A 25878-nucleotide genomic window follows, 5' to 3' on the forward strand; every position below is an offset into this window, starting at 1 on the left:
GCCGCCTTCATCATGGAGCCCGTCCTGGGCGCGGGCGGCGTCATCCCGCCCCATGCCAGCTTTATGCCCGGCGTGCGTGAGATCTGCACGCGCCACGGCATCCTCCTGATCGCCGATGAAGTCATCACCGCCTTTGGCCGCACCGGATCCTGGACCGGTTCGCGCCATTGGGGCGTGCAGCCCGATCTGATGTGTACGGCCAAAGCGATCACCAACGGCTATTTCCCCTTCGGCGCGGTGATGATCTCCGAAGACATCGCCCAGACCTTCGAAAAAGACGACACCGGCAAAGCCGCCATTGGCCACGGCTACACCTATTCCGGCCACCCCGTGGGCGCCGCCGCCGCTTTGGCCTGTTTGAACGAGACATTGTCCCAAGACATCCCCGGCAACGCGGCCGCGCGCGGGGCTGAACTGTTCCAAGGTCTACTAGCCCTTCAGGACCGCTACGACATCATCGGCGACGTCCGCGGCGGCCACGGATTGATGTGCGCGCTGGAACTGGTCAGCGACCGGGCGACCAAATCCCCCATCGACAAAGCCACCATCGGGAAGGTGCAGGAAGCGGCCTATGCCGCCGGTGCCATGGTCCGCGTTTCCGGCCCCAACATCATCCTGTCACCGCCCCTGGTTCTGACCTCGGACGATGTGCAGGTGATCCTCACTGCTTTGGACACGGGCTTCGCATCAATCTGACGTAAAAGGCGCTTCGAAGCGCCTTCAAACGCGCATTCGAATGCGCGTGAAACAGGCTTTTCGAAAAGCCTGCCCACCCTCAAACTGAGTTTCGAAACTCAGCTGTTCTTGCTGCCGGATGGGCCTCTCCCCAAACCTTATGGGCGTCTTTCCCAACCAACCGGGCTTCCAGCATATCCAACTCCCGCAACGCCAAGCGCGCATCCCACGTCCGAGCATAGGCCTTGGCATAAGCACGCCGCACAGACGCCGCGCCCCAGGGCAAAAGCGCCGAGGACACCCAATCCCTCAACTCCTTGGGCAAACGATCATAGGCGTGCATCGGGCTGCCATCGCGCCGCTTCCGCTTAAGATGAGAATTACCGGTGTTTCTGCGCACGAGGTATTGTCTTGACCAGAGGTTCGAAAACGAGAAAAGCTCCCATATTTTGTTATGTAATTACATAACAAACGTCAAGCGCCTGACGCGTGTCACCAGGCCACTCTTCAGCTTTTGTCCGTCAACGGCACGACGTTTCCGGGTGCTTCGGCCTCCACCTCTTCAAAATCGAAATTATCCAGCTTCGCCGCGCGTTTCCCCGCCCGCTCTGCCGCCGTGGTGATCCCCTCCACATCGCGGCGCGCCTGATCGAAATGCGTCTCAAGCTTGCCCGCGCGTTCCACCACCAGTTCCACATCCCGGTGCAGCTGGCTCAGCATCTTGCGGATCGCGCCCGCCTGCTCGCGCATCCGCGCATCCTTCAGGATCGCCCGCATCGTGTTCAGCGTGGCCATGCAGGTCGTGGGCGACACCACCCAAACGCGCAGGTTGAACCCCTCGCGCACCACTTGCGGCAGGCGCGCATGCAGCTCGGCATAGATCGCCTCCGACGGCACGAACATCAGCGCGCCATCGGCGGTTTCCCCGTCGATGATGTAGCGTTCGGAAATCGCCTTGATATGCACCCGTACCGCATTGCCAAAGTCTTTCAGCCGCCGCTCGGCCTCCTCCCGCGTCTCTGCCGCCGCCAGCGCCTCGAACGCCTCCAACGGGAATTTCGCATCGATCACGATGGGGCCGGGCGGGTTCGGCAGATGGATCAGACAATCCGCCCGCCGCCCGTTCGACAGCGTCGCCTGCAGCGCATAGGCATCCGATGGCAGCGCTTTGGAGACGATGTCGTTCAGCTGAATTTCCCCGAACATCCCCCGCCGCTGCTTGTTCGACAGAATGTCCTGCAACCCCAGCACATCGCCCGAGAGCTTCGTAATATTCTCCTGCGCCTTGTCGATCGCCGCGAGCCGCTCCTGCAACTGCGTCAGCGAGGCGGTGGTCTGTTTCGACGAGCCGTGCAGGCTTTCCTTCATCCGCTCCTGCATCTCGGTTAAGGCTCTGTTCTGACGCATCGCATTATCCGCCAGCCGGTCCTGCATCTGCTGCTGCACATCCGCCAGCCGCCGCTCCATCGTCTGGATCACCTGGGTCTGGGCTGAAGCCTGCGTGTCGCTCACCATCTGGATGTTGCCCTGCAACTGCGCCTGTCCCTGCCCCAGCTGCTGCACATGGCTCCCCAAGACACCCAATTGCTGCGCCAAAGGCTCCGCCAACCGCGCCGACCGGCCCGCCGCGCGTACCGCTACGATCAGCAGCACCAGGATCAACAGCAAAACTACCACCCCGACCATGGCCGCGATCACCAGCGGATCGTTCAAAGCGTATGTCTGCCCACCAATCTCGATCATGTCCGCCCGAAAAGCCTTTCGATATCGCTCAACTTCAGCTCCACATAGGTCGGCCGCCCATGGTTGCATTGCCCTGAATGCGGCGTCGCCTCCATCTCGCGCAGCAGAGCGTTCATCTCCTCCGCCCGCATCCGCCGCCCCGACCGGATCGAGCCATGACAGGCCACGCGGCTCAGGATCGCCTCAACCCGCGCTTGCAGGGACGTGCTTTCCCCCTGATCGGCCAGCTCATCCAGAATATCCAAGATCATCGCGCGGGCATCGACCTCGCCCAGGATCGCAGGCGTCTCCCGCACCGCGATGGCCCCGCCGCCAAAGGGCTCAATCGTCAGACCAAAGCGCGCCAATTCCTCCGCCACCGCCAGGATGCGCGCGCAATCCCCATCGCTCAGTTCGACAATCTCGGGGATCAGCAGGGCCTGCGCCGCCACGCCGTTCTCGGCCATCTGGCGTTTCAGCTTTTCATAAACCAGACGCTCATGTGCCGCGTGCTGGTCCACGATCACCATGCCGGTCGCCGTCTGGGCGATGATGTAATTCTCATGCACCTGCCCCCGCGCCGCGCCCAAGGGCAAATCATCGGCGGGCACCTCCTCAACGGGCTCCACCACCCGGCCCGAATAGCTCTCCGCCATCTCGGCAAACCCGGGTGCCGGGGCCTGCGCGGAATACGCCGCCCCCCGCGCCCCCAGCGACGGGCGATCCATCTGGTAAACACGCGGAGCTTCCCCCACGGGTTCCGCCCGCATCGCCCCGAGCGTTGCGCCTGCCACAGTCGAAGACGCCCGATGCCCCACCTCTGCCAACGCATGGCGCAGGGCCGACACGATCAGCCCCCGCGCCACACCGGGATCACGAAAGCGCACTTCAGTCTTGGCGGGGTGCACGTTCACATCAACCAGCGTGGGGTCGCAATCGATGAACAAAGCCGCCGCCGGATGCCGATCCCGGCTGAGGAAATCCATGTAAGCGGCGCGCAACGCCCCGCCCAGCATCTTGTCGCGCACGGGGCGGCCATTCACGAACAGATATTGCGCCACCGCAGCCCCGCGCGAATAGGTCGGCAGCGCCGCAAACCCCATCAGACGCAGCCCCTCGCGCTCGGCATCAATGGGCAGGGCGTTTTCCACGAACTCCGCCCCCATGATCCGCGCCAGCCGCGCGCGCAACGCGCCGAACAGATCCCCCTGTTCGGCATCGGCCCGGAAGGTCATGCGCCCCTCGCCCCCGCCCGAGACATCGCGCAACGTGAATGACACGCCCGGTTCGGCCATGGCCAGGCGCTTGACCACGTCTGTCACCGCCTGCGCCTCTGCCCGGTCGGAGCGCAGGAACTTCAGCCGCGCAGGCGTGGCAAAAAACAGATCTCGCAGCTCTACGACCGTGCCCGTGCGCAAAGCGGCGGGTTTCACAGGCTCCATCCGCCCGCCCGACGCTTTCAGCGTCGCAGCCTCAAAACCCGGGGCGCGGCTGGTAAGCGTCAGTCGGCCCACAGCGGCCAGCGAGGCCAGCGCCTCTCCGCGGAACCCGAAGGTATGGATATTAAGCAAATCCGACCCGTCGATTTTCGACGTCGCATGGCGCGCCAAAGCAAGGCTCAGATCGTCCGGCGCAATCCCGCAGCCATCATCCGTCACCTGGATCAGCGTCTTGCCGCCATCGGCAAAATCCACCGAAATCCGGCTGGACCCCGCATCAATCGCGTTCTCGACCAGTTCCTTTACGGCAGATGCGGGGCGTTCCACCACTTCACCGGCCGCGATGCGATTGATCGCGCCTTCGTCCAACTGGCGGATAACAGGGCGAAAATCGCCGATATTGGGGTCAGGTTGAGCCATGCAACAAAACCTAGCATGACATTTCGCGATTCTGCCACCAAGGGCGCCCAGAATTTTGAAAAATTCTGGGCCGTTTTCTGACACAGAAAACGCGCCCTAGTCGTAACGCAACTCCTGCGCCTTCCCGCGGAACACGGTATAGGCCAGCACCGTGTATCCCCCGATCATCGGCAACACGACACAGGTGCCCACAAGAATGATGAACAGGCTCTCTGGTGCGCTCGCGGCCTCATAGATCGTAAGTTGGTCCGGCACGACGTAGGGATAGAAGGAATAGGCCAGCCCGAAAAACGCCAGTGTGAACAGCACGATCGACGCCACGAAGGGAAACCACGCCCAACTGTCGTCAGAGGTGGGCAGCCGCCTCAGCGCCAACCAAAGCAGCACGACAAGCGCCACGGACATCAGCGGCAGCGGGGCCAGCGCAAAGATCTCCGGCACCGAAAACCATTTGTCCCAGATCCGGTCACTCACCAGCGGCGAGGCCAGCGAAATCGCGCCGAGCCCCAGCACCAGCCCCCAGATGCCGCCCCTGGCCCATTGAACCGCTTTGGCCTGCAGCACATCTGACGTCTTCAGGATCAGCCATGTGGCCCCGATAAACGAATACCCCACGGTCAAAAACACCGCCGTCAGCGCGCCAAAGGCCCATGTGGCCCAGCTTTGCTCAAGACCCATGATGTACAGCCCCAGCATGTAGCCCTGCGCAAGCGAGGTCATCAGCGAACCCACGAAAAACGCAGTGTTCCAGGCGCGCTTGTGCGGGGTCGGGGCCTTGACCCGAAATTCAAACGCCACGCCGCGCAGGATCAGCCCGATCAGCATCACTGCCACCGGCAGATAAAGCGCCGTCAGGATCGCCCCATGCGCAGTCGGAAACGCCACCAGCAACAGCCCTACGGCCAGAACCAGCCACGTTTCATTGGCGTCCCAGAACGGGCCGATGGACGCGACCATCATGTCCTTTTCGCCGTCATCGGCGAACGGAAACAGCACCCCAACGCCCAGGTCGAACCCATCCAGAACCACGTAAATCAGGATCGACAGCCCCATCAGACCGGCAAAGGTCAGGGGCAGCCATTGGCCTGGATCTCCGAACAGCTCCATGCGCGTCACTCCGCCGGAACCTGTCGGGCAATCGCCTCACCGGGTTGCGGAACGCGCAAGCGGATCTGCTCGCCCTTGCCAGCCTTTGCCGCAAGATAGAACAGCACGAACACATAGGCCGACAGCAATAGCGCATAGATCGCCAGATAGGCTACCAGGGTTGTCCCCACAAAGGGCGCGGGCACATCGGCCACGGCCATTTCCGTGGTCAGCACCCCCTGAACCAGCCAGGGCTGACGCCCGATCTCGGTCGTGTACCAACCGGCCAGCGTGGCAACCCAACCGGAAAACGCCATCGGCACCATGACAAACAACATCGGCCGGGGCAGAGCGCCCACATCCCGCCGCCGCGCCATGATCGCAACCGATGCCCAGCTTAGCAGCAGCATCGCCATCCCGGTGCCCACCATGATGCGGAACGCATAGAAGACAGGCGCGACTGGCGGGTGCATCACCTCGCCCTCTGGGGTGACGAAATCATTCAGGCCCGGCACCTCACCATCGGCTTTGTGCGTCAGGATCAGAGAAGCGCCGTTCGGAATGGCAATCTCCATCCGGTTTTCCCGCGCCTCTTCATCCGGAATCGCGAACAGCAGGAGGGGCACGTTCGTGTCCGTTTCCCAATTGCCTTCCATCGCGGCCACTTTCTGCGGCTGGTATTTCAAAGTATTCAACCCATGCATATCACCGGCAAAGATCTGGATCGGGATCAGAACCGCGCCTAACATCAACCCGGTTTTAAGCCCGGCCCGCACGTCACGCCCCTGATCGCCGCGTAACCAGCGGAAGGCGGAAAACCCTGCAATCAGGAACGCCACCGTCAGGCCCGAGGCCAGCAGCATATGCACCAACCGATAGGGCATCGACGGGTTGAAGATGATCGCCCACCAATCGGTGGCAAAGGCCACGCCGTTGCGCATCTCAAAGCCCTCGGGCGTATGCATCCAGCTGTTCAGGACCAGGATCCAGAAGGCCGACATGGTGGTGCCGAACGCCACAAGGAAGGTGGCCAGCGTATGCAGCCACCCAGGCACACGTGAAAAGCCAAACAGCATGATGCCCAGAAACACCGCCTCAAGGAAAAACGCGGTCATGATCTCATAAGCCAAAAGCGGCCCTGCGATATTGCCCACCGTCTCCATAAAGCCCGGCCAATTTGTGCCAAACTGGAACGACATGGTGATGCCGCTCACCACCCCCATCGCGAAGGAGAGGGCAAACACCTTCACCCAAAAGCGATAGGCGTCCATCCATTTGATCTCACCCGTCGCGTTAAAGCGCAGTTTGAAGAACAAAAGCACCCAACCCAAAGCGATCGTGATCGTCGGGAACAGGATGTGAAACGAGATATTGGCCCCGAACTGAATACGGGACAAAAGCAGCGTGTCCATTGGCCTCAAAAGCTCTGATTTTCGTCTTTGATGAGCTTAAGATAGACGTTTCAGGCCCCAGTTCAGGCCCTCTGCGACAGCGCATCGCAAGTGCACCACCGCATACCGGTTTTCACCTGTTCCGACAGACACTTAGACCCTGCGACAGCACACCGCAAAGCATGAATGTCGCAGGCAAATCCCTACACAAACCAGACATAGAAATCGCGCAGCGCATCGCCTTCCAGATCGCGCGTCTTCTTCGCCTCTTTCTGCTTCATGTAAATGTGGTTCGCGACCAGTTCTGCGCCCACAGCCTCCACAAGCGCGTGATCCGCCTCCAGATCCGCAACGGCACCCTTCAGATCATCCGCCACGCCCACCTTGGCGTCGGACCGGTCAAACCCATCCCCCGTCTCGATGGGCGGCAGGTCATAGCCCTTCTCGACACCCAGCAAGGACGCCTGCAACACTGCCGCCACAGCCGTGTAGGGGTTGGCCGACGCATCTGCCATCCGATGCTCCAACCGCGCCTTCGCACCGCCTTCGCCACTGATCCGCGTGGTCACGTTGCGATGATCGCCACCCCAGTTCTGCCAGTACCCCGACAAGGACCCCGGCTGCAGCCGCAAGTAAGACGCCGCCGTAGGCGCAATCAGCCCCGCAAGCCCCTTGTGGTGATGCACCAACCCCGCGAGGCACCCCCGCGCCAGATCGTTCATGTGATCCGGCCCGCCCTTGGGCCCAGTCGACAACGCATTGCCGCCCGCCTCATCCGTGAACGAGAAATTCACATGCATCCCCGACCCACCAGCCTCGGCAATCGGTTTGGGCATAAAGGACAAGACGATCCCGTATTCCAGCGCAATCTCCCGCGCCATCAGGCGGAACAGCACGATATCATCCACCGCTTTGACCGCATCGTCAAAGGTCAGCACATATTCGAACTGGGGCGTGTCGAATTCCGCCGTGATCATCTCCAGCGCAAAGCCAAGACTGTCCGCCATCTCCCAGATCCGGTCGTTGAACCGCAGCGGATCGGCAAAAGGCCCCGTCCCGTACACAACCCCGCCGGGTGCATCATAAGGCTGCAACCGGCCCTTCTCATCAGCCTGAAGGGCAAAGCATTCCAGCTCAATCCCCACTTTCGGCGTCAGCCCCTTGGCCTCCCACGCCGCCACGGCCCGCCGCAATGCACCGCGCGGACACAAGGCCAAAGGTTCGCCGTCCTCATCATAAAGATCGCCCAGAACCACCTTGGTCGATGGCTCCCAACTGTCGCGGATATCGTCGTGCTTCCATCGCAGCGTCATGTCGGGCAAGCCCCCGCTGACCAAAGATCCCGGCGCATCCAGCAGATCGCGATCATAATGCGTGCCAAAGACCGACTGGCAGAACCGCGTCGCATCATCACCAATCTTGTGCTGCGGCAGGTATTTCCCGCGCATGATGCTCAGGTGATCGCAGAAAAGCGCGCGCAACCGATCCTTCATATCCCTCTCCCTCAGGCCCGCTGAACCGTAACAGGCAAAGACTTGATCCCGCCAACAAAATTCGACCGCAGAAACTGATGCGGCCCCGCCGGTTCAATGGCACGCAGACGTTTCGCCAGTTCCTGAAACAGCACCGTCACCTCCAACCGCGCCAGCCACATGCCCAGACAGACATGCGGACCGCCCTGACCAAAACTCAGATGCCGATTGGGGCTGCGATGCAGGTTCACCCGGAACGGATCGTCAAACATCGCCTCATCCCGATTGGCCGACGCGAACCAGTACAGCACCTTGTCCCCCTCGCGGATCGTCTTGCCATACATCTCGACATCCTGCGTGGCCGTGCGCCGGAAATAGGTCGCAGGCGTGGCCCACCGGATGATCTCATCCGCGGCGGTGGTCCAGATATCCCCGCCTTCCTGCATCTGCGCCAGCAATTCCGGCTGATGGCACATCGCCTGAATACCGGCGGCAATGGAATAGCGTGTCGTGTCATTCCCCGCCGCCACCAGCAGGCAAAAGAAGTTCCGAAATTCCTCTTCGGTGATCCTCTGCCCATCCTCATCCGGCTCCAGGATCAGGTGCAGCACGCCATCAGTATCGCCCCGCGCCGCCTTATCCTCCATCAACTCCTTGGCGTATTGATACAGCTCCGCCCCGGCGGGGGAGTTGAACGGCATCATCCGAAATTCATCCGTCTCCATCTTGTCGAGGACATGAGACGTGAAATCCGGATCGGTATTCGCAATCAGCGCGTCACCCTTTTCGACGAGCCAAGGCAGATCCTCCTCCGGCGTGCCGATGATCCGGCCCAGCATCCGCATCGGCAATTCCCGCGCGATCAGGCGAGTGGCGTCAAACGTGCCATGCTCCAGCGCCGGGTCCAGCATTTCGGTGCAGATATCGCGAATGTCCTGCTCGAACCCGGCAATCGTCGGCTTGGCAAAAGCCCGCGTCAGCTTGCGCCGCACCCGGGTGTGATCGGGCGGGTCAGTCTCCTGAAAGGTGCGGCGGGCCAGATATTCCTCATAGGTCTGATCTTCCATCCGGATGCCTTGAGCCGAGGAAAACACCGTCGGCTGCTTGTTCATTGCCTCGATATCGGCATGCCGCGTGACCGACCAGAAATTCTGACCCTGCGCATACTCCGTCCAATGCAGAGGGTCCTCTTTGCGCAACCGGGCAAAGGTGTTGTGCGGCGCGCCATTTACAAAGGCATCATGGCTGCTCAGATCGGCATATCCATCATCATCTGGTGTCCACACGGTCATGGTTTGCCCTTTCCGACAGCCCTTAACATGTGTATATTAAAGAGAGCCTTAAATATGTAAATGAAAAAGAAAGCCGTCCTGTCATGCACTTGGCCCTTCTGGTCACCAACACGGATGAAAGCGACTTCGCCCAAGCGCACCCCAAGGATGGGGAGAAGTTCCCAACCATGATGGCCCGCGTCCGCCCCGACTGGACGTTTGAGGTCTTCGTCGTGAAAGACGACCAGTTCCCCGAGACACTGGATGGCTTCGACGGCGTGATGATCACCGGCAGCCCGGCCTCCGTCCATGACGACGCGCCGTGGATCCCGCGCCTTCTGCAGCTGATCCGCGACATCCACGCGAAAGGCCTGCCCATGTTCGGCGCCTGCTTCGGCCACCAGGCCATCGCAGTTGCCCTGGGCGGCGCGGTTGGCCGCAATCCCGGCGGATACCAGCACGGACGGATCACCAACCGGCTCACCCAGCGCGCCCGGTGGATGGAGCCTCTGCCCGACGGGTTCTCCCTCTACGGCAGCCATATCGAACAAGTCACCACCCTGCCCCAGGGCGCCATTGCCATCGCAACCTCCACCGATTGCGCAGTCGCAGGGTTCGTGATGGGCAACCAGATCTACACCACCCAGCACCATCCCGAAATGACGCCCGAATTCATCGCGGCGCTTACAGACGAACTGGCCGATTACCTGGGCCCGGACGTGACCGCCCGCGCGCGCGTCTCATTCGGAGAATCCGCAGACAGCGACGCCTTTGCCGAAACCATCGCCCGCTTCTTCGAACAGGCCATTTCAGGCACCTGAGCCCATCCCTTCTTCTTGCTGAAAATACCGGCGGGGGAGTCCCGCAAGGGACGGGGGCAGCGCCCCCAAATCTGGCCCGATGCACTGAACCGGTGCACGAGTTGTGCACGCCCTGTGCACAGACGGTGCACACCCTTTTTCAGCCCACGGCGGCCAACAAATCCATCACCGTGACCTGATCGAATTGCACATGGCTTTGCATCAGCGCTTCCGCTTCTTCCCGCTGGTGCGCGGTGATCAAACCGGCGATCTGACGATGCTCCGCAGCACTCTGCGCAATGGATCCCGGATACCGATACCGCGCCCGGTAATAGGCCATCAGCTTGCGCGCATTGGTCTTGATCATCTCGACCAGCACCGGGTTACCGGCACTGATCGCCACCACCTCGTGAAAGCGCATGTTCAGCTGGTAATAGCCAGCCGGATCGCCATCACCCTTGGTCACCGCATGCGCCTCACAGGCTGCGACAGCCGCCTCCAAGTCCTTGGCATTGCTCACAGAAAGCCGCCGCGCGGCCAACCCCGCCGCCTGTCCTTCCAGCTTGGCGTGCACTTCGAGGATCGCAAGAAACTCCTCCAGCGTCGGCTTGAACAGAACCGCCCCCTTGCGTGGCAGACGCTTGATCAGACCGGCCGTTTCCAGCTGGATAAACGCCTCTCGGACAGGGGTGCGCGACACGCCATGCACCTCCATCAACGGCGCTTCCTCGATCACATCGCCGGGGTTCAACCGCCCGGAATCGATCCCCTCGATCACCGCATTCAGCACTGTTTCCGTCTGCCCGGCCATCCCGCGCCCTCCTCCGCCGCACCATAGAAACGCGCATTTCAAAGCGCAATCCAATGCGATTTGCGTATTTTTTCAGCACCTTACAAAAAGATCGGCGCAAATCGACCTGCCCAGATATCCCGCGCGTCAAGAGACTCGCCCGCAGCCGCATTTTGCGGTTACGCTTAGGTAAAGACCAACACCAGTGGTGGAGACACCCATCCAAGACCTGACCCCCCTCACCCTGTCACAGACTCAGCCACGGGCCCAAGGCTCCGCGCGACTGACAGTGAAGGCGCGCGACGGGCGCTCGGTCATTTCACGACTGCATCAGCAAGGATCCCTGAAAACACTGTTCCCACGCACCGATGGAACAGCGCTGACAGCCGTGTTGCTGAACACCGCAGGAGGTATCACCGGCGGTGACCGTTTCGACCTGCGCCTGCGCGCCGAGTCGGGAACCGCGCTGACCGTTACCACACAGGCGGCAGAACGCGCCTACCGCGCCAACGACGGCGCGGGCCGTGTCTGCACAGGTATCCATATCGCCACAGGTTCACGGGTCGATTGGCTGCCGCAGGAGACGCTGATTTACGATCACGCCGCCTTGCGCCGCAGCCTCGACGTCACGCTGGAGCCTGATGCCAACTGCCTGCTGGTCGAAAGCCTGATCTTCGGCCGCGCCGCGATGGGCGAAAGCGTCCGTGCCCTCTCCCTCGACGATCGCATCACCTTGCGGCGCAACGATAAAATCGTCTTAGCCGACCGCACCCGCCTGACGGGCGACGCGCACGCGCTTCTCGCGGGCGCGGCAACCGGCGCGGGCGCTGGAGCTATGGCGAGCCTGGTCTTCACCGCTCCGGATGCAGCCGACAAGCTGGAGAGCGCGCGCGCATTGCTGCCGGAAACCGGAGGCATCTCTCAACCCGCGCCGGACGTGCTCTTTGCCCGCATTCTCGCGCCGGATGGCTTTGCCCTGCGCCAGGCGCTGATCCCTCTGATCGCGCATTTTCGACAAGACCCACTGCCAAGACCCTGGATGATCTGACATGAACCTGACCCCTCGCGAAAAAGACAAACTGCTGGTGGCCATGGCCGCCGAAGTGGCCCGCAAACGCCTGGCCCGCGGCGTAAAGCTGAATCACCCCGAGGCCATCGCGCTGATCACCGATGCCGTGGTCGAAGGCGCGCGTGATGGCCGGTCGGTGGCCGAGATGATGCAGGCCGGAGCCGAGGTGATCACCCGCGATCAATGCATGGAAGGCGTGCCTGAGATGATCCACGACGTGCAGGTTGAAGCCACTTTTCCGGACGGCACCAAACTGGTGACAGTTCACAATCCGATCCGGTGAACAGGGTATTTTTGGCCAGAAAGAAGCAGGAGAGAGTGATGAAAAAACTGACAGCGATGATAGTGACGATGCTGCCCGCGACGGCTATGGCCCATACCACCGGCGGTTTGCATCTGCATGCGGAACATGTTGCGGGCTTGATCTTTGGCGCTGCCCTGATCGGCGTCGGCGCAGGCCTTGCTGTTCAGCGCGCCCGCGCAGGGCGGCGGAAATGATCCCCGGAGAGCTCTTTCCCGCCGCGGGGTCCTTGACCCTGAATGGCGACCGGAAGGCGATCACTTTGATGATCGCCAACACCGGCGACCGGCCCGTGCAGGTGGGCAGCCATTATCACTTTGCCGAAGCCAACAGCGCGCTGGACTTCGACCGCGACGCCGCGCGCGGCATGCGTCTGGACATCGCCGCAGGCACCGCCGTGCGGTTCGAGCCGGGCCAGCGGCGCGAGGTCAACCTGATCCCCGTTTCCGGGGCAAAAACGATCTATGGGTTCAACCAACAGATCATGGGGCCGTTATGAGCAGTCACACCAATCTGGGAGGATCCAATCATGTGTGACGTCTGTGTGATGAATGCCGTGAAAGACAGAATGCTGTCGCGGCGCGACTTCTTCAAAGCCAGCGCGGCGGTGACCGCGACAGCCGCCGTGGGCAGCGTGGCAACCGCGCCTGCGTCCTTGGCGGGCGGGCATGGCGGGGTCGTCGACATGACCCATGTCTATGACGATACCTTCCCCACCTATTTCGGCGCGCCCGGCATCACGACCGAACAGGCGTTTAACTTTGCCGACAATGGCTTCAACCTGTTCAACCTGTCGATCAACGAACATACCGGCACGCATATCGACGCACCGCTGCATTTCTCGGCCGATGGACAATCGGTGGATGAGATCCCCGTGGGCAATCTGGTCTGCCCGCTGTGCGTTGTGCATATCCATGGCAAGGCGGCCGAAGACCCCGATGCGCAGGTCACGCCGGATGATCTTAAGGCGTGGATCGCCGCCAATGGAGAGATCCCGGATGGCGCCTGCGTGGCGATGCATTCGGGCTGGTCCGGAAAGGTTGGCGGTGACGGCTTCCGCAATGCCGATGGCGACGGGGTGATGCATTTCCCCGGTTTCCATGTGGAGGCCGCGCAGATGCTGATCGAAGAGACAGGTGCCGTGGCCATGGCCGTGGATACACTGTCTCTGGATCACGGGCCCTCGGCGGATTTTGCGACGCATTACACCTGGCTGCCCACCAACCGTTATGGGATCGAGAATCTCGCGGGGTTGGAGAATGTGCCTGTGAGCGGCGCCACCTTGGTTGTGGGCGCGCCTACCCATCGCGGCGGCTCAGGTGGGCCTGCGCGTATCTTTGCGATGGTTTGATGGGCACCGTTCCGCTTTTGTCAGATGAGGAGGTCAGCGCCGAGGCGCTGGCCGTCTTCAACGACATCCGCGCCGTGCGCGGCACAGATTACGTGAACAACTTCTGGCGCGCTTTGGCGCATGATCCGGCGTTGCTCAAAGCCACGTGGGAGCGGCTGAAAGTGGTCATGGAGCCCGGCGATTTGGACCCGCTGGTCAAAGAGATGATCTATATCGCCGTCTCGACCGCCAATGGGTGTGAATACTGCGTCCACTCCCATACCGCAGCCGCCAAGGCCAAGGGTATGACGCCCGAGCAACATGGCGAATTGCTGGCTGTCATCGGCATGGCCATGCAAACCAACGGGCTGGTCACCGGCCTGCAGGTTGAGGTGGATGAGGCGTTCAAAGCATGACCCACGCCCGGCCCACGACACGAGATTTCCAAAAGGACGACCAGAATGCCCACCCAAATCTCCCGCTCTGATTATGCCGCCATGTTCGGCCCCACCACCGGCGACCGGTTGCGGCTGGCCGATACCGATCTGATTATCGAGGTGGAACGCGATCTGACCGCCGAACGGGCCGGGGCATCGGCCACCGGGGGGACGGGAGATAACGCCCTGCTTTATGGTGAAGAGGTCAAGTTTGGCGGCGGCAAGGTGATCCGCGACGGGATGGGGCAATCCCAGGCGACGCGGGCCGAAGGGGCGGTGGATACCGTGATCACCAATGCGCTGATCGTGGACTGGACGGGGATCTACAAGGCCGACGTGGGGCTCAAAGACGGGCGGATTGCCAAGATCGGCAAGGCGGGCAATCCCGATACGCAACCCGGCGTCGATATCATCATCGGGCCGGGGACCGAGGCGATTGCGGGTGAGGGCCGCATCCTGACTGCCGGCGGGTTTGACAGCCACATCCATTACATCTGCCCCCAGCAGATCGAAGATGCCTTGCACTCGGGTCTCACCACCATGTTGGGCGGTGGCACGGGGCCTGCGCATGGCACACTGGCCACCACTTGCACGCCCGGCCCCTGGCATATCGGGCGGATGTTGCAGGCAGCGGACGCCTTCCCGATGAATCTGGCCTTTGCGGGGAAGGGCAATGCGTCTTTGCCTGCCGCGCTCGAAGAACAGATCCTGGGCGGGGCCTGCGCGCTGAAACTGCACGAGGATTGGGGCACGACACCCGGCGCAATCGATTGCTGCTTGTCCGTGGCCGACGACATGGACGTGCAAGTGATGATCCACACCGACACGCTGAATGAAAGCGGGTTTGTGGAAAACACCGTCAAAGCCATGAAGGGCCGCACGATCCACGCTTTCCACACCGAAGGGGCGGGCGGCGGGCACGCCCCGGACATCATCAAGATCTGCGGAGAGGCGCATGTGCTGCCATCCTCCACCAACCCGACGCGGCCTTTCACCGTCAACACGATCGAAGAGCATCTGGATATGCTGATGGTCTGTCACCACCTCGACAAATCCATCCCCGAAGACGTGGCCTTTGCCGAAAGCCGGATCCGGCGCGAGACCATCGCGGCAGAAGACATCCTGCACGACATGGGTGCCTTTTCGATCATCGCATCCGACAGCCAGGCCATGGGCCGTGTGGGCGAGGTGATCATCCGCACCTGGCAGACCGCCGACAAGATGAAGAAACAGCGCGGGTCGCTTCCCGAAGAAACCGGTGACAACGACAACATGCGCGTGCGCCGGTACATCGCGAAATACACGATCAACCCTGCCATCGCGCACGGGATCAGCCACGAGATCGGCAGCATCGAGGAAGGTAAACGCGCCGACCTGTGCCTGTGGAGCCCGGCCTTTTTCGGCGTAAAGCCCGAGATGGTACTGCTGGGCGGCACCATTGCCTGCGCCCAGATGGGCGACCCGAACGCGTCCATCCCCACGCCGCAGCCGGTCTATTCCCGGCCCATGTGGGGGGCCTATGGCCGGTCGGTCGAACATTCTGCCGTGACGTTTGTGTCGGGGGCCGCGCAGGCTGCAGGTATCCGGGAAACGTTGGGCCTCGCCAAACAGACGCTGGCAGTCGAAAACACGCGCAATATCGGGAAGTCCCATCTGAAGCTGAACGATGCGCAGCCCCATGTGGAGGTGAATCCCGAAACCTATGAAGTGCGCGCGGATGGAGAGCTTTTGACCTGCCAGCCCGCCGAAACCCTGCCCATGGCACAGCGGTACTTCCTGTTCTGATCAAAGATGCATCACATGACTATTCCGCCAGCAACGACATCACAGTTCACCGGATTAACCCGATTTTCATTCTATCAGCCCAGCTTTACGCCCTATCCTGAGTGCCAAGGGGGAAACCCAACCGACCCAACTCCGGAGGTTTCCGAGCATGACACGGGCGAAACACGACACCACGGACATAGACTGGTATCTGTCCAGCATCGGCTTTGGCTGCAACCCGGCAGCGATGAAACGCGCGCATTTGCGGGAATATCTCAGCCTTCACGCGCTCAGCGACGAGGCGCTTTTGGCCAAAGGCATGCGGCGCGAAATGATTGCCGAGCGCGTCTATTCCAAAGTTCTGACAATGGCACATCCGGCTCAGCCTTGAGCTCAGCGAAAAGCGGGTTTGCGTTATTGGCCCTCCTAAACGTCAGCGATGCTGACTATTTCCCTGCCAGACTGAAATACAAGACTGGCAAGGATCATACCGATGGCCAACATCACGACAAATACCAATTCTGCCGCCTGGGGCTTCAGCCTGGGTGGTGTTTTCCGCGCAATGGGCGAAGCACTGGTGACCCTGAGCGAAACCAACAGCCGCGTGCGCCGCGTAGAAGCGCTGCAGGCACTGAGCGACGATCAGCTGGCCGCGAAAGGCCTGAAACGCGAGGACATCGCGCGCCACGTGTTTGGCGACATGTTCTACCTCTGATGCAGATGGGGGCGCGCGCATGAGCACGCCCCAACGCATCGCCCGCGCCTATCACGACCATGGTCATCACGACCCGGTCACCCATCTGGCGCTTTCCTATGAAGACCGGTTTTTGCGCCGCAAGGTCCTGACCACCTCAGACGGCGCATCACTTCTTGTCGATCTTCCGCAGACCACCTCTCTGGATCATGGCGGCGTGCTGCTGCTTGAAGGCGGAGGGGAGGTCGCGGTGATCGCCGCGCCCGAGCCGCTATTGCAAGTCAGTGCAGATGATCTGACCCGGATCGCCTGGCATATCGGCAACCGCCATACCCCCTGCCAGATCGAAGCCGAACGGCTGCTCATCAAACCTGATCACGTAATGGCCGATATGCTGGCACGGCTGGGGGCAACCACGTGCGAGGTCACAGAACCCTTCACCCCCGAAGGCGGGGCCTATGGGCATGGACGTACCCATTCCCATGCCCACTGACACCCATCACCTGACGCTCATGCAGTGGCTTTCGCCGGGCTATCCGGTGGGGGCTTTCGCCTATTCCCACGGTCTGGAACGGGTAGTGGAACAGGGGGCTGTCGGCTCTGCCGATCAGTTTGAAACCTGGCTGACCGATATCCTGACCCTTGGCACGGGCCGCTCGGACGCGATTTTGCTGCACTGCGCCTATCGCACAGAGACCCCCCATCGTCTGGTCGAGCTTGACGATCTGGCGCGCGCACTCTCCCCTTCCTCCGAACGGCGGATGGAGACGGAGTTGCAGGGCGAAGCCTTTGCCCGGACAACCGCCGCCATCTGGGGGTCGGAGGATGCCCCGCTCGCCTATCCTGTTGCCGTGGGCGCGGCGGCGCGACGTGCCGGCATTGATGCAACGATGACCTGCGCAGCCTACCTGCATGCCTTCGCGGCCAACCTGACATCCGCCGCGATCCGCCTGATCCCGCTCGGCCAGACCGAAGGGCAGACTGTTCTGGCGCGCATGACCCCGATCTGCCACGACATCGCTGTGCAGACGGCGCATCTGTGCCCTGATGATATCGGATCATGCTGCTTTGCCGCCGATATCGCCTCGATGCAGCATGAAACGCAGTATTCGCGTCAGTTCCGGTCATGACCGCATTGGCCCTGATCCTCAGTGCGGCAGTCGCTGCACTTGCGCTGCTGCACTTGCTGTGGGCGATCGGCCTGTGGGTGCCCATCCGCGATGAAGCCGCTTTGGCGCGCGCTGTCGTCGACACCCGCGCGGTCCGCCGGATGCCCGGCCCGGTGCCTTGTGCCCTTGTCGCCGTCGCCCTGGCCTTCGCCGCGATCCTGCCCCACCGCCCCGGATTTCCCGGCCGCGACCTGCTGATCCCCGCCATAGGGACGGTCTTCATGTTGCGCGGCGTTGCGGCCTATCTGCCGTCATGGCGCAAATGGGTCCCGGAAGAACCCTTCGCCACTCTGGACCGTAAGGCCTATGGTCCGCTTTGCCTTGGCCTCGGGATCGGGTATCTCATTCTTGCACTTGGAGGATTCTGACATGCCATCCCCTAACGGCCCCCTTCGTGTCGGCATCGGCGGCCCCGTCGGCGCGGGCAAGACCACATTGACCGCCGGCCTGTGCCGCGCGCTGCGCGATCACTTCTCGGTCGCGGCGATCACCAATGACATCTACACCCGCGAAGATGCCGAGGCGCTGATGCGCATGCAGGCCCTGCCGCTGGATCGGATCAAGGGCGTGGAAACGGGCGGCTGCCCCCATACCGCGATCCGCGAGGATGCCTCGATCAACATCGCGGCGGTCAAGGAACTGGCCGCTGAGTTTCCCGACCTGGACATCGTGCTGATTGAAAGCGGCGGCGACAACCTGTCGGCCACCTTCAGCCCGGAACTGGCCGATGTGACCCTTTACGTCATCGACGTGGCGGCAGGGGAAGAGATCCCGCGCAAGGGTGGCCCCGCGATCACGAAATCCGATCTGCTGATCATCAACAAGACCGATCTCGCGCCATATGTCGGTGCCTCGCTTGAGGTGATGGACCGCGATGCGCAGCGCATGCGCGGAGACCGCCCGTTCCTGTTCGCGCGCCTCAAGGAAGGCCAGGGTATCCCGCAGATCGTGGGTCATATCTGCGCCCTGGGCGGACTGCCCGTGCCCCGGACCGAGGCCGCCGAATAGCCGGAGATGAGCGAGACCTTCTCCCTGAAGCTGGCTGAGCTTGTGGCCACGATCTACCCGGATGTGGATGCCAATATCCTGTCGTCCAAGATCGTGGACGCCTTCTGGCCCGGTGACCGGACCCGCCGCAAACGCGGGCGCAGGCCGGGAAACAGCTTCTGGTCGGAGCATGACGCTCTGGTCATCACCTATGGCAACACCTTCGTGGACGGGGCGCATAAGCCTCTGGATTTGCTGCGGGATTTCCTGCATCGCAATCTCAGGGGTACGGTCAATGGTGTGCATATCCTGCCGTTCTTTCCCTTTACCTCGGATGACGGGTTCGCCGTCAGCGATTACACCGCCGTGAATCCTGTTCTGGGAGATTGGCAGGATATCCTCCGCATCGGGGACGAGTTCAAACTGATGTCGGATCTGGTGCTGAACCACGTGTCCAGCCAAAGCACGTGGTTCAACGACTACCTGCAGGGCAAACCGCCCTATGACCGGTTCTTTTTCGAAGCCTCGCCCGAGGATGATCTGTCAGACGTGGTGCGCCCTCGCACGCACCCCTTGCTGCGCGAGGTCACGACAGCAAATGGCACGCGCCATGTCTGGTGCACCTTCAGCCATGACCAGGTCGATCTGGATTTCCGCAACCCCGAGGTTCTGCTGGAATTCCTGCGCATCATGCGCCTGCATATCGATAATGGCGTGCGGATCCTGCGGCTGGATGCGGTGGCGTTTCTCTGGAAAGAAATCGGATCGCCCTCGATCCACCTGCCGCAGACCCATGCGATCGTGCGCCTGATGCGCCTGCTCAGCGATTACGCGACCGAGCCGGTGATCCTTCTGACAGAAACCAATGTACCCAGCGCCGAGAACCTCAGCTACTTCGGCAACCGGAACGAGGCGCATGTGGTCTATAACTTCCCCCTGCCGCCGTTGATCCTGCATGCGCTTTTGTCAGGTTCCGCTAAATACCTGCGCAAATGGCAGGCCGCGATGCCGCCCGCGCAGCTGGGCTGCGCCTATCTGAATTTCTCGGCCAGCCATGACGGGATCGGAATGCGACCCGCCGAGGGCATCCTGCCGCAAGACCAGATCGACGCAATGGTGCAGGCGGCAAAGGATTTCGGTGGCGATGTGTCCATGCGCGCGCTGTCTGGGGCAGAATCGGTCTATGAGTTGAACATCACCTATTTCGAAGCGCTTAAGGGCACGTTTGAAGGACCCGACACGTATCAGATCGACCGTTTCGTGACCTCGCAAACCATCGTGATGGCGCTTGAGGGAATTCCGGCCTTTTACATCCATGCCCTGTTGGCCACACCGAACGATCACAAGAAGGTCGCGCGCACCGGGATGAAACGGGCGATCAACCGCCATCATTGGGATTATCCGCAGCTGCAAAAGCTGCTGGATGACCCCGAAAGCGTGACGGCAACCGTACTGGGTGCACTCAAGGCACGTGTGCAATTGCGCGCCAGACAGCCCGCGTTCCATCCCAACGCCACGCAGTTCACTCTGCAGACCGACGACCGGGTCTTCGGCGTCTGGCGGCAGAGCCTGGATCGGGATCAGTCGATCTTTGCCCTGCACAATGTCAGCGATCAACCGGTCGGGATTGACCCGGTCGCGCTGAACCTGATTGAGGGGGACGCATGGTTTGATATCCTGTCCGGCGAGACAGTAAATCCGGTCGGCGAGGCGATCGCCTTTGCGCCCTATCAATGCCGGTGGATCACGAACCGCCGGTACTGACAGGGCTTTTCTGACACAGAAAAGCCTTCGATTTTGACACAAAATCGATACCCAGAAACTGCGTCAGTTTCTGTACATTTCTTGCTTCAAGAAATGCGTCACAACCCGAAACTGCCAAATGGAATGAAGCGCACCGGATCGCCCGGCCGGATATGCCGTGCGCCGTCCCCGATTTCCACCAGCCCTTCGGCCCAGCTAAGCCCGCTGATCCGGCCCGAGCCTTCGGATTTGAACACCTCGGCCCGCCCCTCGCGCACGCGCGCGCGCAGATATTCCCGCCGCCCGGGCTTCTTGCGCTTTTCGAACGCAGCAGGCAGGTCAAAACCCTGCGGTGCGCTCCAGTCCTGGCCTGACAAAAGCGCCATGGCGGGCCGGGCAAAAACCAATGTGCAGACCATCGCCGCCACCGGATTACCCGGAAGGCCAAAGACCGGCGTACCATCCCACAAGCCCAGCGCCAAAGGCCGGCCCGGTTTCACCGCGATCCGCCATTCCTGCATCGCGCCCGCCTCGCGCAACAGGGCAGACATGTGATCTTCATCACCCGCCGACGCCCCGCCCGAGGTCAGGATCACATCCGCCCGGTCCGCTGCCGCATCCATCGTGGAGCGCAAGACCGCGCGATCATCGGCCACCCGGCCCATATCCACGGCTTCAAACCCGAACCGCGCCATCATCGACAAAAGCATCGGGCGGTTCGCATCAAAAATCTGTCCGGGGCCGGCGTCCTGCCCCGGCTCCACCAATTCATCCCCGGTCGAGATCACCGCCACTCGCAACCGCTTGCGCACAGCCACCTTGGCCACACCAACCGCCGACAAAAGCGCCAGATCGGCAGGTGTCAGAACCCGGCCCGCAGGCAGGGCAAGGTCGCCTTCGCGGACATCCTCACCGGCCTTGCGGGTATTGGCACCTTGTTTCAAGGGCCCGCGAAAGGCGATAGCCTGCCCATCGGTGGCCACATCTTCTTCCAGGATCACCGTGTCCACGCCCTCTGGCAGGGCCGCGCCGGTCAGAATGCGGATTGCGTGACCTTCGGGCACAATGCCCTCAAACGGCACACCTGCCGCCGCGCGCCCCTTGACCAGCGGCAGGCGGTGGGCGCCTTCGACCTTGCCGCCGGCAAAGCCATAGCCATCCACGGCCGTGTTGGGCTGAGGCGGGTTTGACCGTCTGGCATGAACCGGTTCGGCCAGAACGCGCCCCAGCGCATCGCCAAGACCCAGCTTTTCCACACCCGTCACAGGCGTCAGCCGTGTGCGCAGCAACGCCAAAGCATCGTCAACCGGCGTCCAGTCCACGCCCGCAGGCAAGGCAAAACAATCGTTGCGCAGGGGCGGCGGGGCCAGTGCATCGCCTGCCAGTTCAACAAGCCGGTCCTTGTGGCCTGCTCCCAAAATCCATGCCTCTTCCCGCGCAGCATCAGGCAGGTCGGTCATCATCGGGACAAGTTCGTCAAGGCTCAGCCGCGAGACCGCGCGGGACAAAAGCCGCACCTGCTCCCGATCGCGAATGGCACCATCCACCGTCGCGGCTTTCACTGCTGGCTCAACAAGACCGGGCCAAATCTCGGCCAAGGCCACTGGCGCATCTGCGCAGTCCTCAAAAGGCCAAACCGCCACTCCGTCCATCTGCCTCAACCGCCACAGCGTGGGCAGCCCCATCAGGATCTGCCCGCCCACCGTCGGCGGGAAAGCCAACTGAAAACAGGACGAAGACGCGCCCGCCACCAGATCGCAGGCGCGGCGTTCAGACACCTCCTCATAAGCGATGCCCGATTTGCGGTACGGGATCCCGGGCCACCCGTCTTCCTTCGGCTTGCCCCAGAACGGCCCAAGCCCATCAAACAGCGCATTCATCGCCTGCGCCACGTCATAGCGGTTGTTGCTGCCGTCTTCCCTGTCCTCGATCCGCTCCGCGATCCAGGACCAGAGCGTCAGCGGGTCATCCGACCCGGTGATCCGCCGCGCAAAGCCCGAAGGATAGCCGAAGGGAAAATCGAACCCCGCCAACACGCGCCGCCCGGCGGCCATTTCTTCGCGGAAAAACCCGGCAATCCAGGCCTCCGCCTCGGCCCGGCTGCGGCAATAGACGGGGTCATAGGCAACGCCCTCGCGCGCCACCCCCAACCAGATCGCGTCTTTCGAGGGTTTCGCAGGCGCCCGTTTACCCGCCGACCAATCGGCAATCAGAACGGTGTCGAACCGCCTCACAACCCAACCTCTGACAGGATGAAATCCGCAATCGCCACCGTGTCATTCAGATCAAAGACCGGGCGGTCATCGTCCAGATCCAGCGGCACATCGCTTGCCACGGCGCGCACGGTCGGATCACCAGGCGCAATCAGCGGATTGCCGGTCTCGGCCCTGTGGGCTTCCACCTTGGGATGCGCGTCGCGCTTGTATCCTTCGATCAGCACCAGATCGACGGGCGCGAGCTTGGTCAGCAGATGTTCCAGCGTGGGTTCATCTTCGTCGCGCAGCTCATGCATCAGCGCAAAGCGGTTGCGCGAGGCCAGAAGAACCTCGGTCGCGCCGGCAACCCGGTGGCGATGGCTGTCCTTGCCGGGATGATCCACGTCAAAGCTGTGGTGGGCGTGCTTCACGGTCGATACGGAAATGCCGCGCCCCGTAATCTCGGACACCAACCGCTCCATCAGCCCGGTCTTGCCCGCGTTCTTCCATCCCACAACGCCATAGAGCTTCATACCATCTCCTCCGCCCGCGCCAGATCTTCGGGCGTGTTCACGTTGAAAAACGGGTCAATCCGGCCCACGGGGAAGACCGCCTCCCGGCCCCCATGCCGGTCGGTCCACAGCACGACCTTGCGCAAACCGCCCTCAAGCGCCGCGCGCAGATCATCACGCAGCGCCACGGGCCACAGCCCGAATGTCGGATGGCGCACCTGGCCCTTCTCCGGGTCAGGCGTCGCGGCCAGAACCAGGGGATGCTCCATCCCCTCCCCCGCCAGCTGCAGTTGCGGAACCAGATCGGCAGGGAAAAACGGCGTGTCGGCGGCGGCAGTCACGATACTGTCGGCCCCCTGCTCAGCCGCCCAATCAAGCCCCGCCAGAACGCCCGCCAGAGGCCCCACAAAACCGTCGATACTGTCCGGCAACACGGGCAGGCCAAAACCATCAAACCGCTCGGCATCGCCATTGGCGTTGATGGCCAGCCCCGCCACTTGCGGCTCAAGCCGGTCGATCACGCGCGCCAGGATCGACTGCCCCCCAAGCGACAGCAACCCCTTGTCGCCGCCGCCCATGCGGCGCGCAAGGCCACCGGCCAAAATCACACCCAACGGCGCCTTCATGCCTCGGCACTCTTTCTGCGATGCTTCTTGTCTTCCTCGGCGACGGAGGCCGGGTCGATATCGCGGATCAGACGTTCCTCCCCGCTCAGGCAGACAAAGCGACGCCCGCGCATCCGACCGATCAAAGTCAGGCCCACTTCGCGCGCAATCTCCACCCCCCAGGCGGTAAAGCCCGAGCGCGAGGCCAGTGCCGGAATACCCATCATCGCCGTCTTGATCACCATTTCGGATGTCAGCCGGCCGGTGGTGTAAAGCACTTTGTCGGACGGATCGACCCGGTTCTGCAGCATCCAGCCGGCAATCTTGTCGACCGCGTTGTGGCGGCCCACGTCTTCCATGTAAACCAGCGGCCGATCCTCGTGACACAGCACGGTGCCATGGATCGCGCCCGCTTCCAGATAAAGCGACGGCGTGCGGTTGATCTTGGCCGCCAGCGCATAAAGCCATGAGGTACGCAACGGTGTTGCCGGCAGGCTGACGCCCTCCAGCCCCTCCATCATGTCGCCAAAGACGGTGCCCACCGCGCAGCCGCTGGTGCGGGTTTTCTTCTTCAGCTTGTGCTCATAGGTCGTTTGCGAGGCCGTGCGCACCACCACCGTTTCCAGATCGTCGTCATAATCGACGCCGGTGATCACCTCATCGCGTTTCAGCATCCCCTGGTTCAGCAGAAAACCAAGCGCCAGATATTCCGGGTAATCCCCGATGGTCATCGCCGTCACGATCTCCTGAGAGTTCAGGAAAATCGTCAAGGGCCGTTCTTCAACGACCGAGATGCGGCTGACCTCCCCATTCTGGTCGACGCCTTCGACCGCGCGTGTGAGCCGTGGCGCGCCCGGATCCGGCGCGATGATGAAATCCGAGTTATCTGTCCTTTGTGCCAATTGCATCCCTCCCAGAAGGCACGTATTCGCTTGGGGCAATCTAAGGATATCTCATGGCCACCACCACCAAGAAATCCGCCTTCTGGCAGGGCTTCCGCGTCGGCCTGCCCTTCACACTGGTCGTGTCGCCCTTCGCCATGATCTTCGGCGTGCTGGCGACCGAAGCCGGGCTGAATGTTTACGAAACGCTGCTGTTCTCGGTCGCTGTGATCGCAGGCGCAGCGCAGCTGACCGCGCTGCAGCTGATGAACGAAAACGCGCCCACGGTGATCGTTCTGGCCTCGGCGCTGGCGGTGAACCTGCGCATGGCGATGTATTCGGCCTCGCTCACGCCCTATCTGGGCCCCGCACCGCTGTGGCAGAGGGTCTTCATCGCCTATTTCCTCGTCGATCAGTCCTATGCCTGTTCGCTGGCGAAATACGAGGAGGAACCGCAGCTGACCGTGCCGCAACGCGTGGCCTATTTCTTTGGCACAGTCACGCCGGTCTGCCCGATGTGGTATATCTTCACGCTGGTTGGCGCACTTGTGGGCAACCAGATCCCCGACAGCTGGGCACTGGATTTTGCTGTACCCATCGCCTTTCTGGCGCTGATCGTGCCGATGATGCGGACGGCCGCCCATGTGGTTGCGGCTCTTGTGGCGATTGCGGTGGCGATCATCGCCAATGGCCTGCCGTTCAATCTGGGCCTGATGGTGGCCGGGCTGGCAGGCATGATGGTCGGCGCGCGGGTCGAGCTGTGGCTGAGAGCACAAGGAAAATGGACATGAACAGCGGTTTTGATCCCGTCACCACATGGGTCGTGATCATCGGCCTTGGCCTGGGCAGTTTCGGCCTGCGCTTTGTGTTCCTGGGGTTGGTGGGCGACCGCGCCATGCCGGAATGGGTGCTGCGGCACCTGCGGTATACGGCTGTGGCGATCCTTCCGGCGCTGGTGGCGCCACTTGTGCTCTGGCCCGCCGCCACTGAAGGGGAGCTTGATCCGCCGCGCCTTGCAGCCGCCGCCGCCACCGTCGCGGTGGGATGGATCACGCGCAACGTCTTCGCCGCCATCGGCGCGGGCGCAGGCACCCTTTACGGAATGCTCTATCTTCTGGGATAGGC

At 62.1% G+C, this 25878-nt stretch carries 30 protein-coding genes; 18 read left to right on the forward strand and 12 right to left on the reverse strand.

Going from position 1 to position 25878, the window contains the following annotated elements; all coding sequences use genetic code 11:
* The coding region (locus tag TR61_RS07125; RefSeq protein WP_157440843.1) for an aminotransferase class III-fold pyridoxal phosphate-dependent enzyme at nucleotides 1-696 on the forward strand (696 nt) is incomplete at its 5' end.
* Between the two features lie 79 nt (nucleotides 697-775).
* On the opposite strand, the gene TR61_RS20555 is transcribed toward TR61_RS07125, so the two are convergent.
* The 7 genes from TR61_RS20555 to TR61_RS07160 all read right to left on the reverse strand — a co-directional run bounded on the left by TR61_RS20555 (nucleotide 776) and on the right by TR61_RS07160 (nucleotide 9497).
* Nucleotides 776-1075 carry a DUF6525 family protein gene (locus TR61_RS20555; RefSeq protein ID WP_425394201.1) on the reverse strand — a complete coding sequence of 100 codons (300 nt, stop codon included), beginning with the start codon at nucleotides 1073-1075 and terminating at the stop codon, nucleotides 776-778.
* A 107-nt stretch (nucleotides 1076-1182) separates the two neighbouring features.
* Nucleotides 1183-2418 (reverse strand): DNA recombination protein RmuC, encoded by a 1236-nt coding sequence (locus TR61_RS07135; RefSeq protein ID WP_050929237.1) that lies wholly within the window; start codon nucleotides 2416-2418, stop codon nucleotides 1183-1185.
* On the reverse strand, nucleotides 2415-4256 hold the full coding sequence (gene mutL / locus TR61_RS07140; RefSeq protein ID WP_050929238.1) for a DNA mismatch repair endonuclease MutL: 1842 nt from the start codon (nucleotides 4254-4256) through the stop codon (nucleotides 2415-2417). The genes TR61_RS07135 and mutL overlap by 4 nt, the downstream gene beginning before the upstream one ends.
* A 96-nt stretch (nucleotides 4257-4352) precedes the next feature.
* Nucleotides 4353-5363, reverse strand: a complete 1011-nt coding sequence (locus TR61_RS07145; protein ID WP_050929239.1) for a cytochrome d ubiquinol oxidase subunit II — start codon at nucleotides 5361-5363, stop codon at nucleotides 4353-4355.
* A gap of 5 nt (nucleotides 5364-5368) precedes the next feature.
* Nucleotides 5369-6754, reverse strand: a complete 1386-nt coding sequence (locus TR61_RS07150; RefSeq protein ID WP_050929240.1) for a cytochrome ubiquinol oxidase subunit I — start codon at nucleotides 6752-6754, stop codon at nucleotides 5369-5371.
* Nucleotides 6755-6936: 182 nt separating this feature from the next.
* Nucleotides 6937-8226, reverse strand: coding sequence for a type I glutamate--ammonia ligase (locus TR61_RS07155; RefSeq protein ID WP_050929241.1), 1290 nt, complete (start codon nucleotides 8224-8226; stop codon nucleotides 6937-6939).
* A gap of 11 nt (nucleotides 8227-8237) precedes the next feature.
* A complete protein-coding gene (locus TR61_RS07160; protein WP_050929242.1) occupies nucleotides 8238-9497 on the reverse strand; it encodes a cytochrome P450 in 1260 nt (419 codons plus the stop codon).
* A gap of 83 nt (nucleotides 9498-9580) precedes the next feature.
* On the opposite strand from TR61_RS07160, the gene TR61_RS07165 reads away from it, so the two are divergent.
* Nucleotides 9581-10297: a type 1 glutamine amidotransferase gene (locus tag TR61_RS07165; RefSeq protein ID WP_050929243.1), complete on the forward strand. Its 717-nt coding sequence runs from the start codon at nucleotides 9581-9583 to the stop codon at nucleotides 10295-10297.
* Between the two features lie 139 nt (nucleotides 10298-10436).
* Here the strand turns inward: TR61_RS07165 and TR61_RS07170 are convergent, their stop codons facing one another.
* On the reverse strand, nucleotides 10437-11087 hold the full coding sequence (locus tag TR61_RS07170) for a GntR family transcriptional regulator (RefSeq protein ID WP_050929244.1): 651 nt from the start codon (nucleotides 11085-11087) through the stop codon (nucleotides 10437-10439).
* Nucleotides 11088-11355: 268 nt separating this feature from the next.
* Between TR61_RS07170 and TR61_RS07175 the strand changes: the two genes are divergently transcribed.
* The 14 genes from TR61_RS07175 to TR61_RS07235 all read left to right on the forward strand — a co-directional run bounded on the left by TR61_RS07175 (nucleotide 11356) and on the right by TR61_RS07235 (nucleotide 20581).
* Nucleotides 11356-12114 carry an urease accessory protein UreD gene (locus TR61_RS07175; protein WP_157440844.1) on the forward strand — a complete coding sequence of 253 codons (759 nt, stop codon included), beginning with the start codon at nucleotides 11356-11358 and terminating at the stop codon, nucleotides 12112-12114.
* A 1-nt stretch (nucleotide 12115) separates the two neighbouring features.
* Nucleotides 12116-12418 carry an urease subunit gamma gene (locus TR61_RS07180; RefSeq protein ID WP_050929245.1) on the forward strand — a complete coding sequence of 101 codons (303 nt, stop codon included), beginning with the start codon at nucleotides 12116-12118 and terminating at the stop codon, nucleotides 12416-12418.
* Nucleotides 12419-12456: 38 nt separating this feature from the next.
* Entirely contained in the window at nucleotides 12457-12633 is a 177-nt protein-coding gene (locus TR61_RS19865) for a hypothetical protein (protein ID WP_157440845.1), read from the forward strand.
* The gene (locus TR61_RS07185) at nucleotides 12630-12935 is read left to right on the forward strand and encodes an urease subunit beta (protein WP_050929246.1); all 306 of its coding nucleotides are present in this window, start codon (nucleotides 12630-12632) and stop codon (nucleotides 12933-12935) included. The genes TR61_RS19865 and TR61_RS07185 overlap by 4 nt, the downstream gene beginning before the upstream one ends.
* Before the next feature lie 30 nt (nucleotides 12936-12965).
* The gene (locus TR61_RS07190; protein ID WP_050929247.1) at nucleotides 12966-13787 is read left to right on the forward strand and encodes a cyclase family protein; all 822 of its coding nucleotides are present in this window, start codon (nucleotides 12966-12968) and stop codon (nucleotides 13785-13787) included.
* Nucleotides 13787-14182 (forward strand): carboxymuconolactone decarboxylase family protein, encoded by a 396-nt coding sequence (locus tag TR61_RS07195; protein WP_050929248.1) that lies wholly within the window; start codon nucleotides 13787-13789, stop codon nucleotides 14180-14182. The genes TR61_RS07190 and TR61_RS07195 overlap by 1 nt, the downstream gene beginning before the upstream one ends.
* Nucleotides 14183-14227: 45 nt before the next feature.
* Nucleotides 14228-15988 carry an urease subunit alpha gene (gene ureC, locus TR61_RS07200; protein WP_050929249.1) on the forward strand — a complete coding sequence of 587 codons (1761 nt, stop codon included), beginning with the start codon at nucleotides 14228-14230 and terminating at the stop codon, nucleotides 15986-15988.
* A 148-nt stretch (nucleotides 15989-16136) separates the two neighbouring features.
* Complete coding sequence (locus TR61_RS07205; RefSeq protein WP_050929250.1) at nucleotides 16137-16358, forward strand: hypothetical protein; 222 nt, start codon at nucleotides 16137-16139, stop codon at nucleotides 16356-16358.
* Between the two features lie 102 nt (nucleotides 16359-16460).
* Nucleotides 16461-16682, forward strand: a complete 222-nt coding sequence (locus TR61_RS07210; RefSeq protein WP_050929251.1) for a leucyl-tRNA synthetase — start codon at nucleotides 16461-16463, stop codon at nucleotides 16680-16682.
* A 19-nt stretch (nucleotides 16683-16701) separates the two neighbouring features.
* The gene (locus TR61_RS07215; RefSeq protein ID WP_050929252.1) at nucleotides 16702-17154 is read left to right on the forward strand and encodes an urease accessory protein UreE; all 453 of its coding nucleotides are present in this window, start codon (nucleotides 16702-16704) and stop codon (nucleotides 17152-17154) included.
* The gene (locus TR61_RS07220) at nucleotides 17126-17791 is read left to right on the forward strand and encodes an urease accessory protein UreF (RefSeq protein WP_245626835.1); all 666 of its coding nucleotides are present in this window, start codon (nucleotides 17126-17128) and stop codon (nucleotides 17789-17791) included. The genes TR61_RS07215 and TR61_RS07220 overlap by 29 nt, the downstream gene beginning before the upstream one ends.
* Nucleotides 17788-18198 carry a DUF3995 domain-containing protein gene (locus TR61_RS07225; RefSeq protein WP_050929254.1) on the forward strand — a complete coding sequence of 137 codons (411 nt, stop codon included), beginning with the start codon at nucleotides 17788-17790 and terminating at the stop codon, nucleotides 18196-18198. Before TR61_RS07220 ends, TR61_RS07225 begins: the two co-directional genes overlap by 4 nt.
* Nucleotide 18199: 1 nt before the next feature.
* On the forward strand, nucleotides 18200-18838 hold the full coding sequence (ureG, locus tag TR61_RS07230; protein WP_050929255.1) for an urease accessory protein UreG: 639 nt from the start codon (nucleotides 18200-18202) through the stop codon (nucleotides 18836-18838).
* A 6-nt stretch (nucleotides 18839-18844) separates the two neighbouring features.
* Nucleotides 18845-20581 carry a sugar phosphorylase gene (locus TR61_RS07235; protein WP_050929256.1) on the forward strand — a complete coding sequence of 579 codons (1737 nt, stop codon included), beginning with the start codon at nucleotides 18845-18847 and terminating at the stop codon, nucleotides 20579-20581.
* 98 nt (nucleotides 20582-20679) lie between these two features.
* Here TR61_RS07235 and TR61_RS07240 read toward each other — a convergent pair whose 3' ends face one another.
* The 4 genes from TR61_RS07240 to TR61_RS07255 are packed head-to-tail and all read right to left on the reverse strand — an operon-like array spanning nucleotide 20680 to nucleotide 24780.
* A complete protein-coding gene (locus TR61_RS07240) occupies nucleotides 20680-22794 on the reverse strand; it encodes a molybdenum cofactor synthesis domain-containing protein (protein ID WP_050929257.1) in 2115 nt (704 codons plus the stop codon).
* Entirely contained in the window at nucleotides 22791-23288 is a 498-nt protein-coding gene (mobB, locus tag TR61_RS07245; protein ID WP_050929258.1) for a molybdopterin-guanine dinucleotide biosynthesis protein B, read from the reverse strand. The genes TR61_RS07240 and mobB overlap by 4 nt, the downstream gene beginning before the upstream one ends.
* Nucleotides 23285-23893, reverse strand: a complete 609-nt coding sequence (mobA, locus tag TR61_RS07250; RefSeq protein WP_050929259.1) for a molybdenum cofactor guanylyltransferase MobA — start codon at nucleotides 23891-23893, stop codon at nucleotides 23285-23287. The genes mobB and mobA overlap by 4 nt, the downstream gene beginning before the upstream one ends.
* Nucleotides 23890-24780: a formate dehydrogenase accessory sulfurtransferase FdhD gene (locus TR61_RS07255; RefSeq protein ID WP_172676946.1), complete on the reverse strand. Its 891-nt coding sequence runs from the start codon at nucleotides 24778-24780 to the stop codon at nucleotides 23890-23892. The genes mobA and TR61_RS07255 overlap by 4 nt, the downstream gene beginning before the upstream one ends.
* 47 nt (nucleotides 24781-24827) lie before the next feature.
* Here TR61_RS07255 and TR61_RS07260 point away from each other — a divergent pair, with 47 nt between their 5' ends.
* Both TR61_RS07260 and TR61_RS07265 read left to right on the forward strand, forming a co-directional pair.
* Nucleotides 24828-25544 carry an AzlC family ABC transporter permease gene (locus tag TR61_RS07260; protein WP_050929260.1) on the forward strand — a complete coding sequence of 239 codons (717 nt, stop codon included), beginning with the start codon at nucleotides 24828-24830 and terminating at the stop codon, nucleotides 25542-25544.
* The gene (locus TR61_RS07265) at nucleotides 25541-25876 is read left to right on the forward strand and encodes an AzlD domain-containing protein (protein ID WP_425394202.1); all 336 of its coding nucleotides are present in this window, start codon (nucleotides 25541-25543) and stop codon (nucleotides 25874-25876) included. The genes TR61_RS07260 and TR61_RS07265 overlap by 4 nt, the downstream gene beginning before the upstream one ends.
* Nucleotides 25877-25878 lie beyond the last annotated feature (2 nt).

Source organism: Aestuariivita boseongensis (genome assembly GCF_001262635.1).
Taxonomy (GTDB): Bacteria; Pseudomonadota; Alphaproteobacteria; order Rhodobacterales; family Rhodobacteraceae; genus Aestuariivita; species Aestuariivita boseongensis.

Excerpts from the sequence above, each read along its gene's own strand:
- ureG (WP_050929255.1), top strand. The coding sequence starts at position 18,200 with ATGCCATCCCCTAACGGCCCCCTTCGTGTCGGCATCGGCGGCCCCGTC.
- TR61_RS07180 (WP_050929245.1), top strand. The coding sequence starts at position 12,116 with ATGAACCTGACCCCTCGCGAAAAAGACAAACTGCTGGTGGCCATGGCC.
- TR61_RS07150 (WP_050929240.1), bottom strand. The coding sequence starts at position 6,754 with ATGGACACGCTGCTTTTGTCCCGTATTCAGTTCGGGGCCAATATCTCG.
- TR61_RS07135 (WP_050929237.1), bottom strand. The coding sequence starts at position 2,418 with ATGATCGAGATTGGTGGGCAGACATACGCTTTGAACGATCCGCTGGTG.
- ureC (WP_050929249.1), top strand. The coding sequence starts at position 14,228 with ATGCCCACCCAAATCTCCCGCTCTGATTATGCCGCCATGTTCGGCCCC.
- TR61_RS07160 (WP_050929242.1), bottom strand. The coding sequence starts at position 9,497 with ATGACCGTGTGGACACCAGATGATGATGGATATGCCGATCTGAGCAGC.
- TR61_RS07185 (WP_050929246.1), top strand. The coding sequence starts at position 12,630 with ATGATCCCCGGAGAGCTCTTTCCCGCCGCGGGGTCCTTGACCCTGAAT.
- TR61_RS07265 (WP_425394202.1), top strand. The coding sequence starts at position 25,541 with ATGAACAGCGGTTTTGATCCCGTCACCACATGGGTCGTGATCATCGGC.
- TR61_RS07190 (WP_050929247.1), top strand. The coding sequence starts at position 12,966 with ATGTGTGACGTCTGTGTGATGAATGCCGTGAAAGACAGAATGCTGTCG.
- TR61_RS07155 (WP_050929241.1), bottom strand. The coding sequence starts at position 8,226 with ATGAAGGATCGGTTGCGCGCGCTTTTCTGCGATCACCTGAGCATCATG.
- TR61_RS07235 (WP_050929256.1), top strand. The coding sequence starts at position 18,845 with ATGAGCGAGACCTTCTCCCTGAAGCTGGCTGAGCTTGTGGCCACGATC.
- mobB (WP_050929258.1), bottom strand. The coding sequence starts at position 23,288 with ATGAAGCTCTATGGCGTTGTGGGATGGAAGAACGCGGGCAAGACCGGG.
- TR61_RS07165 (WP_050929243.1), top strand. The coding sequence starts at position 9,581 with ATGCACTTGGCCCTTCTGGTCACCAACACGGATGAAAGCGACTTCGCC.
- TR61_RS07255 (WP_172676946.1), bottom strand. The coding sequence starts at position 24,780 with ATGCAATTGGCACAAAGGACAGATAACTCGGATTTCATCATCGCGCCG.
- TR61_RS07170 (WP_050929244.1), bottom strand. The coding sequence starts at position 11,087 with ATGGCCGGGCAGACGGAAACAGTGCTGAATGCGGTGATCGAGGGGATC.
- TR61_RS07195 (WP_050929248.1), top strand. The coding sequence starts at position 13,787 with ATGGGCACCGTTCCGCTTTTGTCAGATGAGGAGGTCAGCGCCGAGGCG.
- TR61_RS07225 (WP_050929254.1), top strand. The coding sequence starts at position 17,788 with ATGACCGCATTGGCCCTGATCCTCAGTGCGGCAGTCGCTGCACTTGCG.
- TR61_RS07210 (WP_050929251.1), top strand. The coding sequence starts at position 16,461 with ATGGCCAACATCACGACAAATACCAATTCTGCCGCCTGGGGCTTCAGC.
- TR61_RS07220 (WP_245626835.1), top strand. The coding sequence starts at position 17,126 with ATGGACGTACCCATTCCCATGCCCACTGACACCCATCACCTGACGCTC.
- mobA (WP_050929259.1), bottom strand. The coding sequence starts at position 23,893 with ATGAAGGCGCCGTTGGGTGTGATTTTGGCCGGTGGCCTTGCGCGCCGC.
- TR61_RS19865 (WP_157440845.1), top strand. The coding sequence starts at position 12,457 with ATGAAAAAACTGACAGCGATGATAGTGACGATGCTGCCCGCGACGGCT.
- TR61_RS07215 (WP_050929252.1), top strand. The coding sequence starts at position 16,702 with ATGAGCACGCCCCAACGCATCGCCCGCGCCTATCACGACCATGGTCAT.
- TR61_RS07145 (WP_050929239.1), bottom strand. The coding sequence starts at position 5,363 with ATGGAGCTGTTCGGAGATCCAGGCCAATGGCTGCCCCTGACCTTTGCC.
- TR61_RS07260 (WP_050929260.1), top strand. The coding sequence starts at position 24,828 with ATGGCCACCACCACCAAGAAATCCGCCTTCTGGCAGGGCTTCCGCGTC.
- TR61_RS07205 (WP_050929250.1), top strand. The coding sequence starts at position 16,137 with ATGACACGGGCGAAACACGACACCACGGACATAGACTGGTATCTGTCC.
- mutL (WP_050929238.1), bottom strand. The coding sequence starts at position 4,256 with ATGGCTCAACCTGACCCCAATATCGGCGATTTTCGCCCTGTTATCCGC.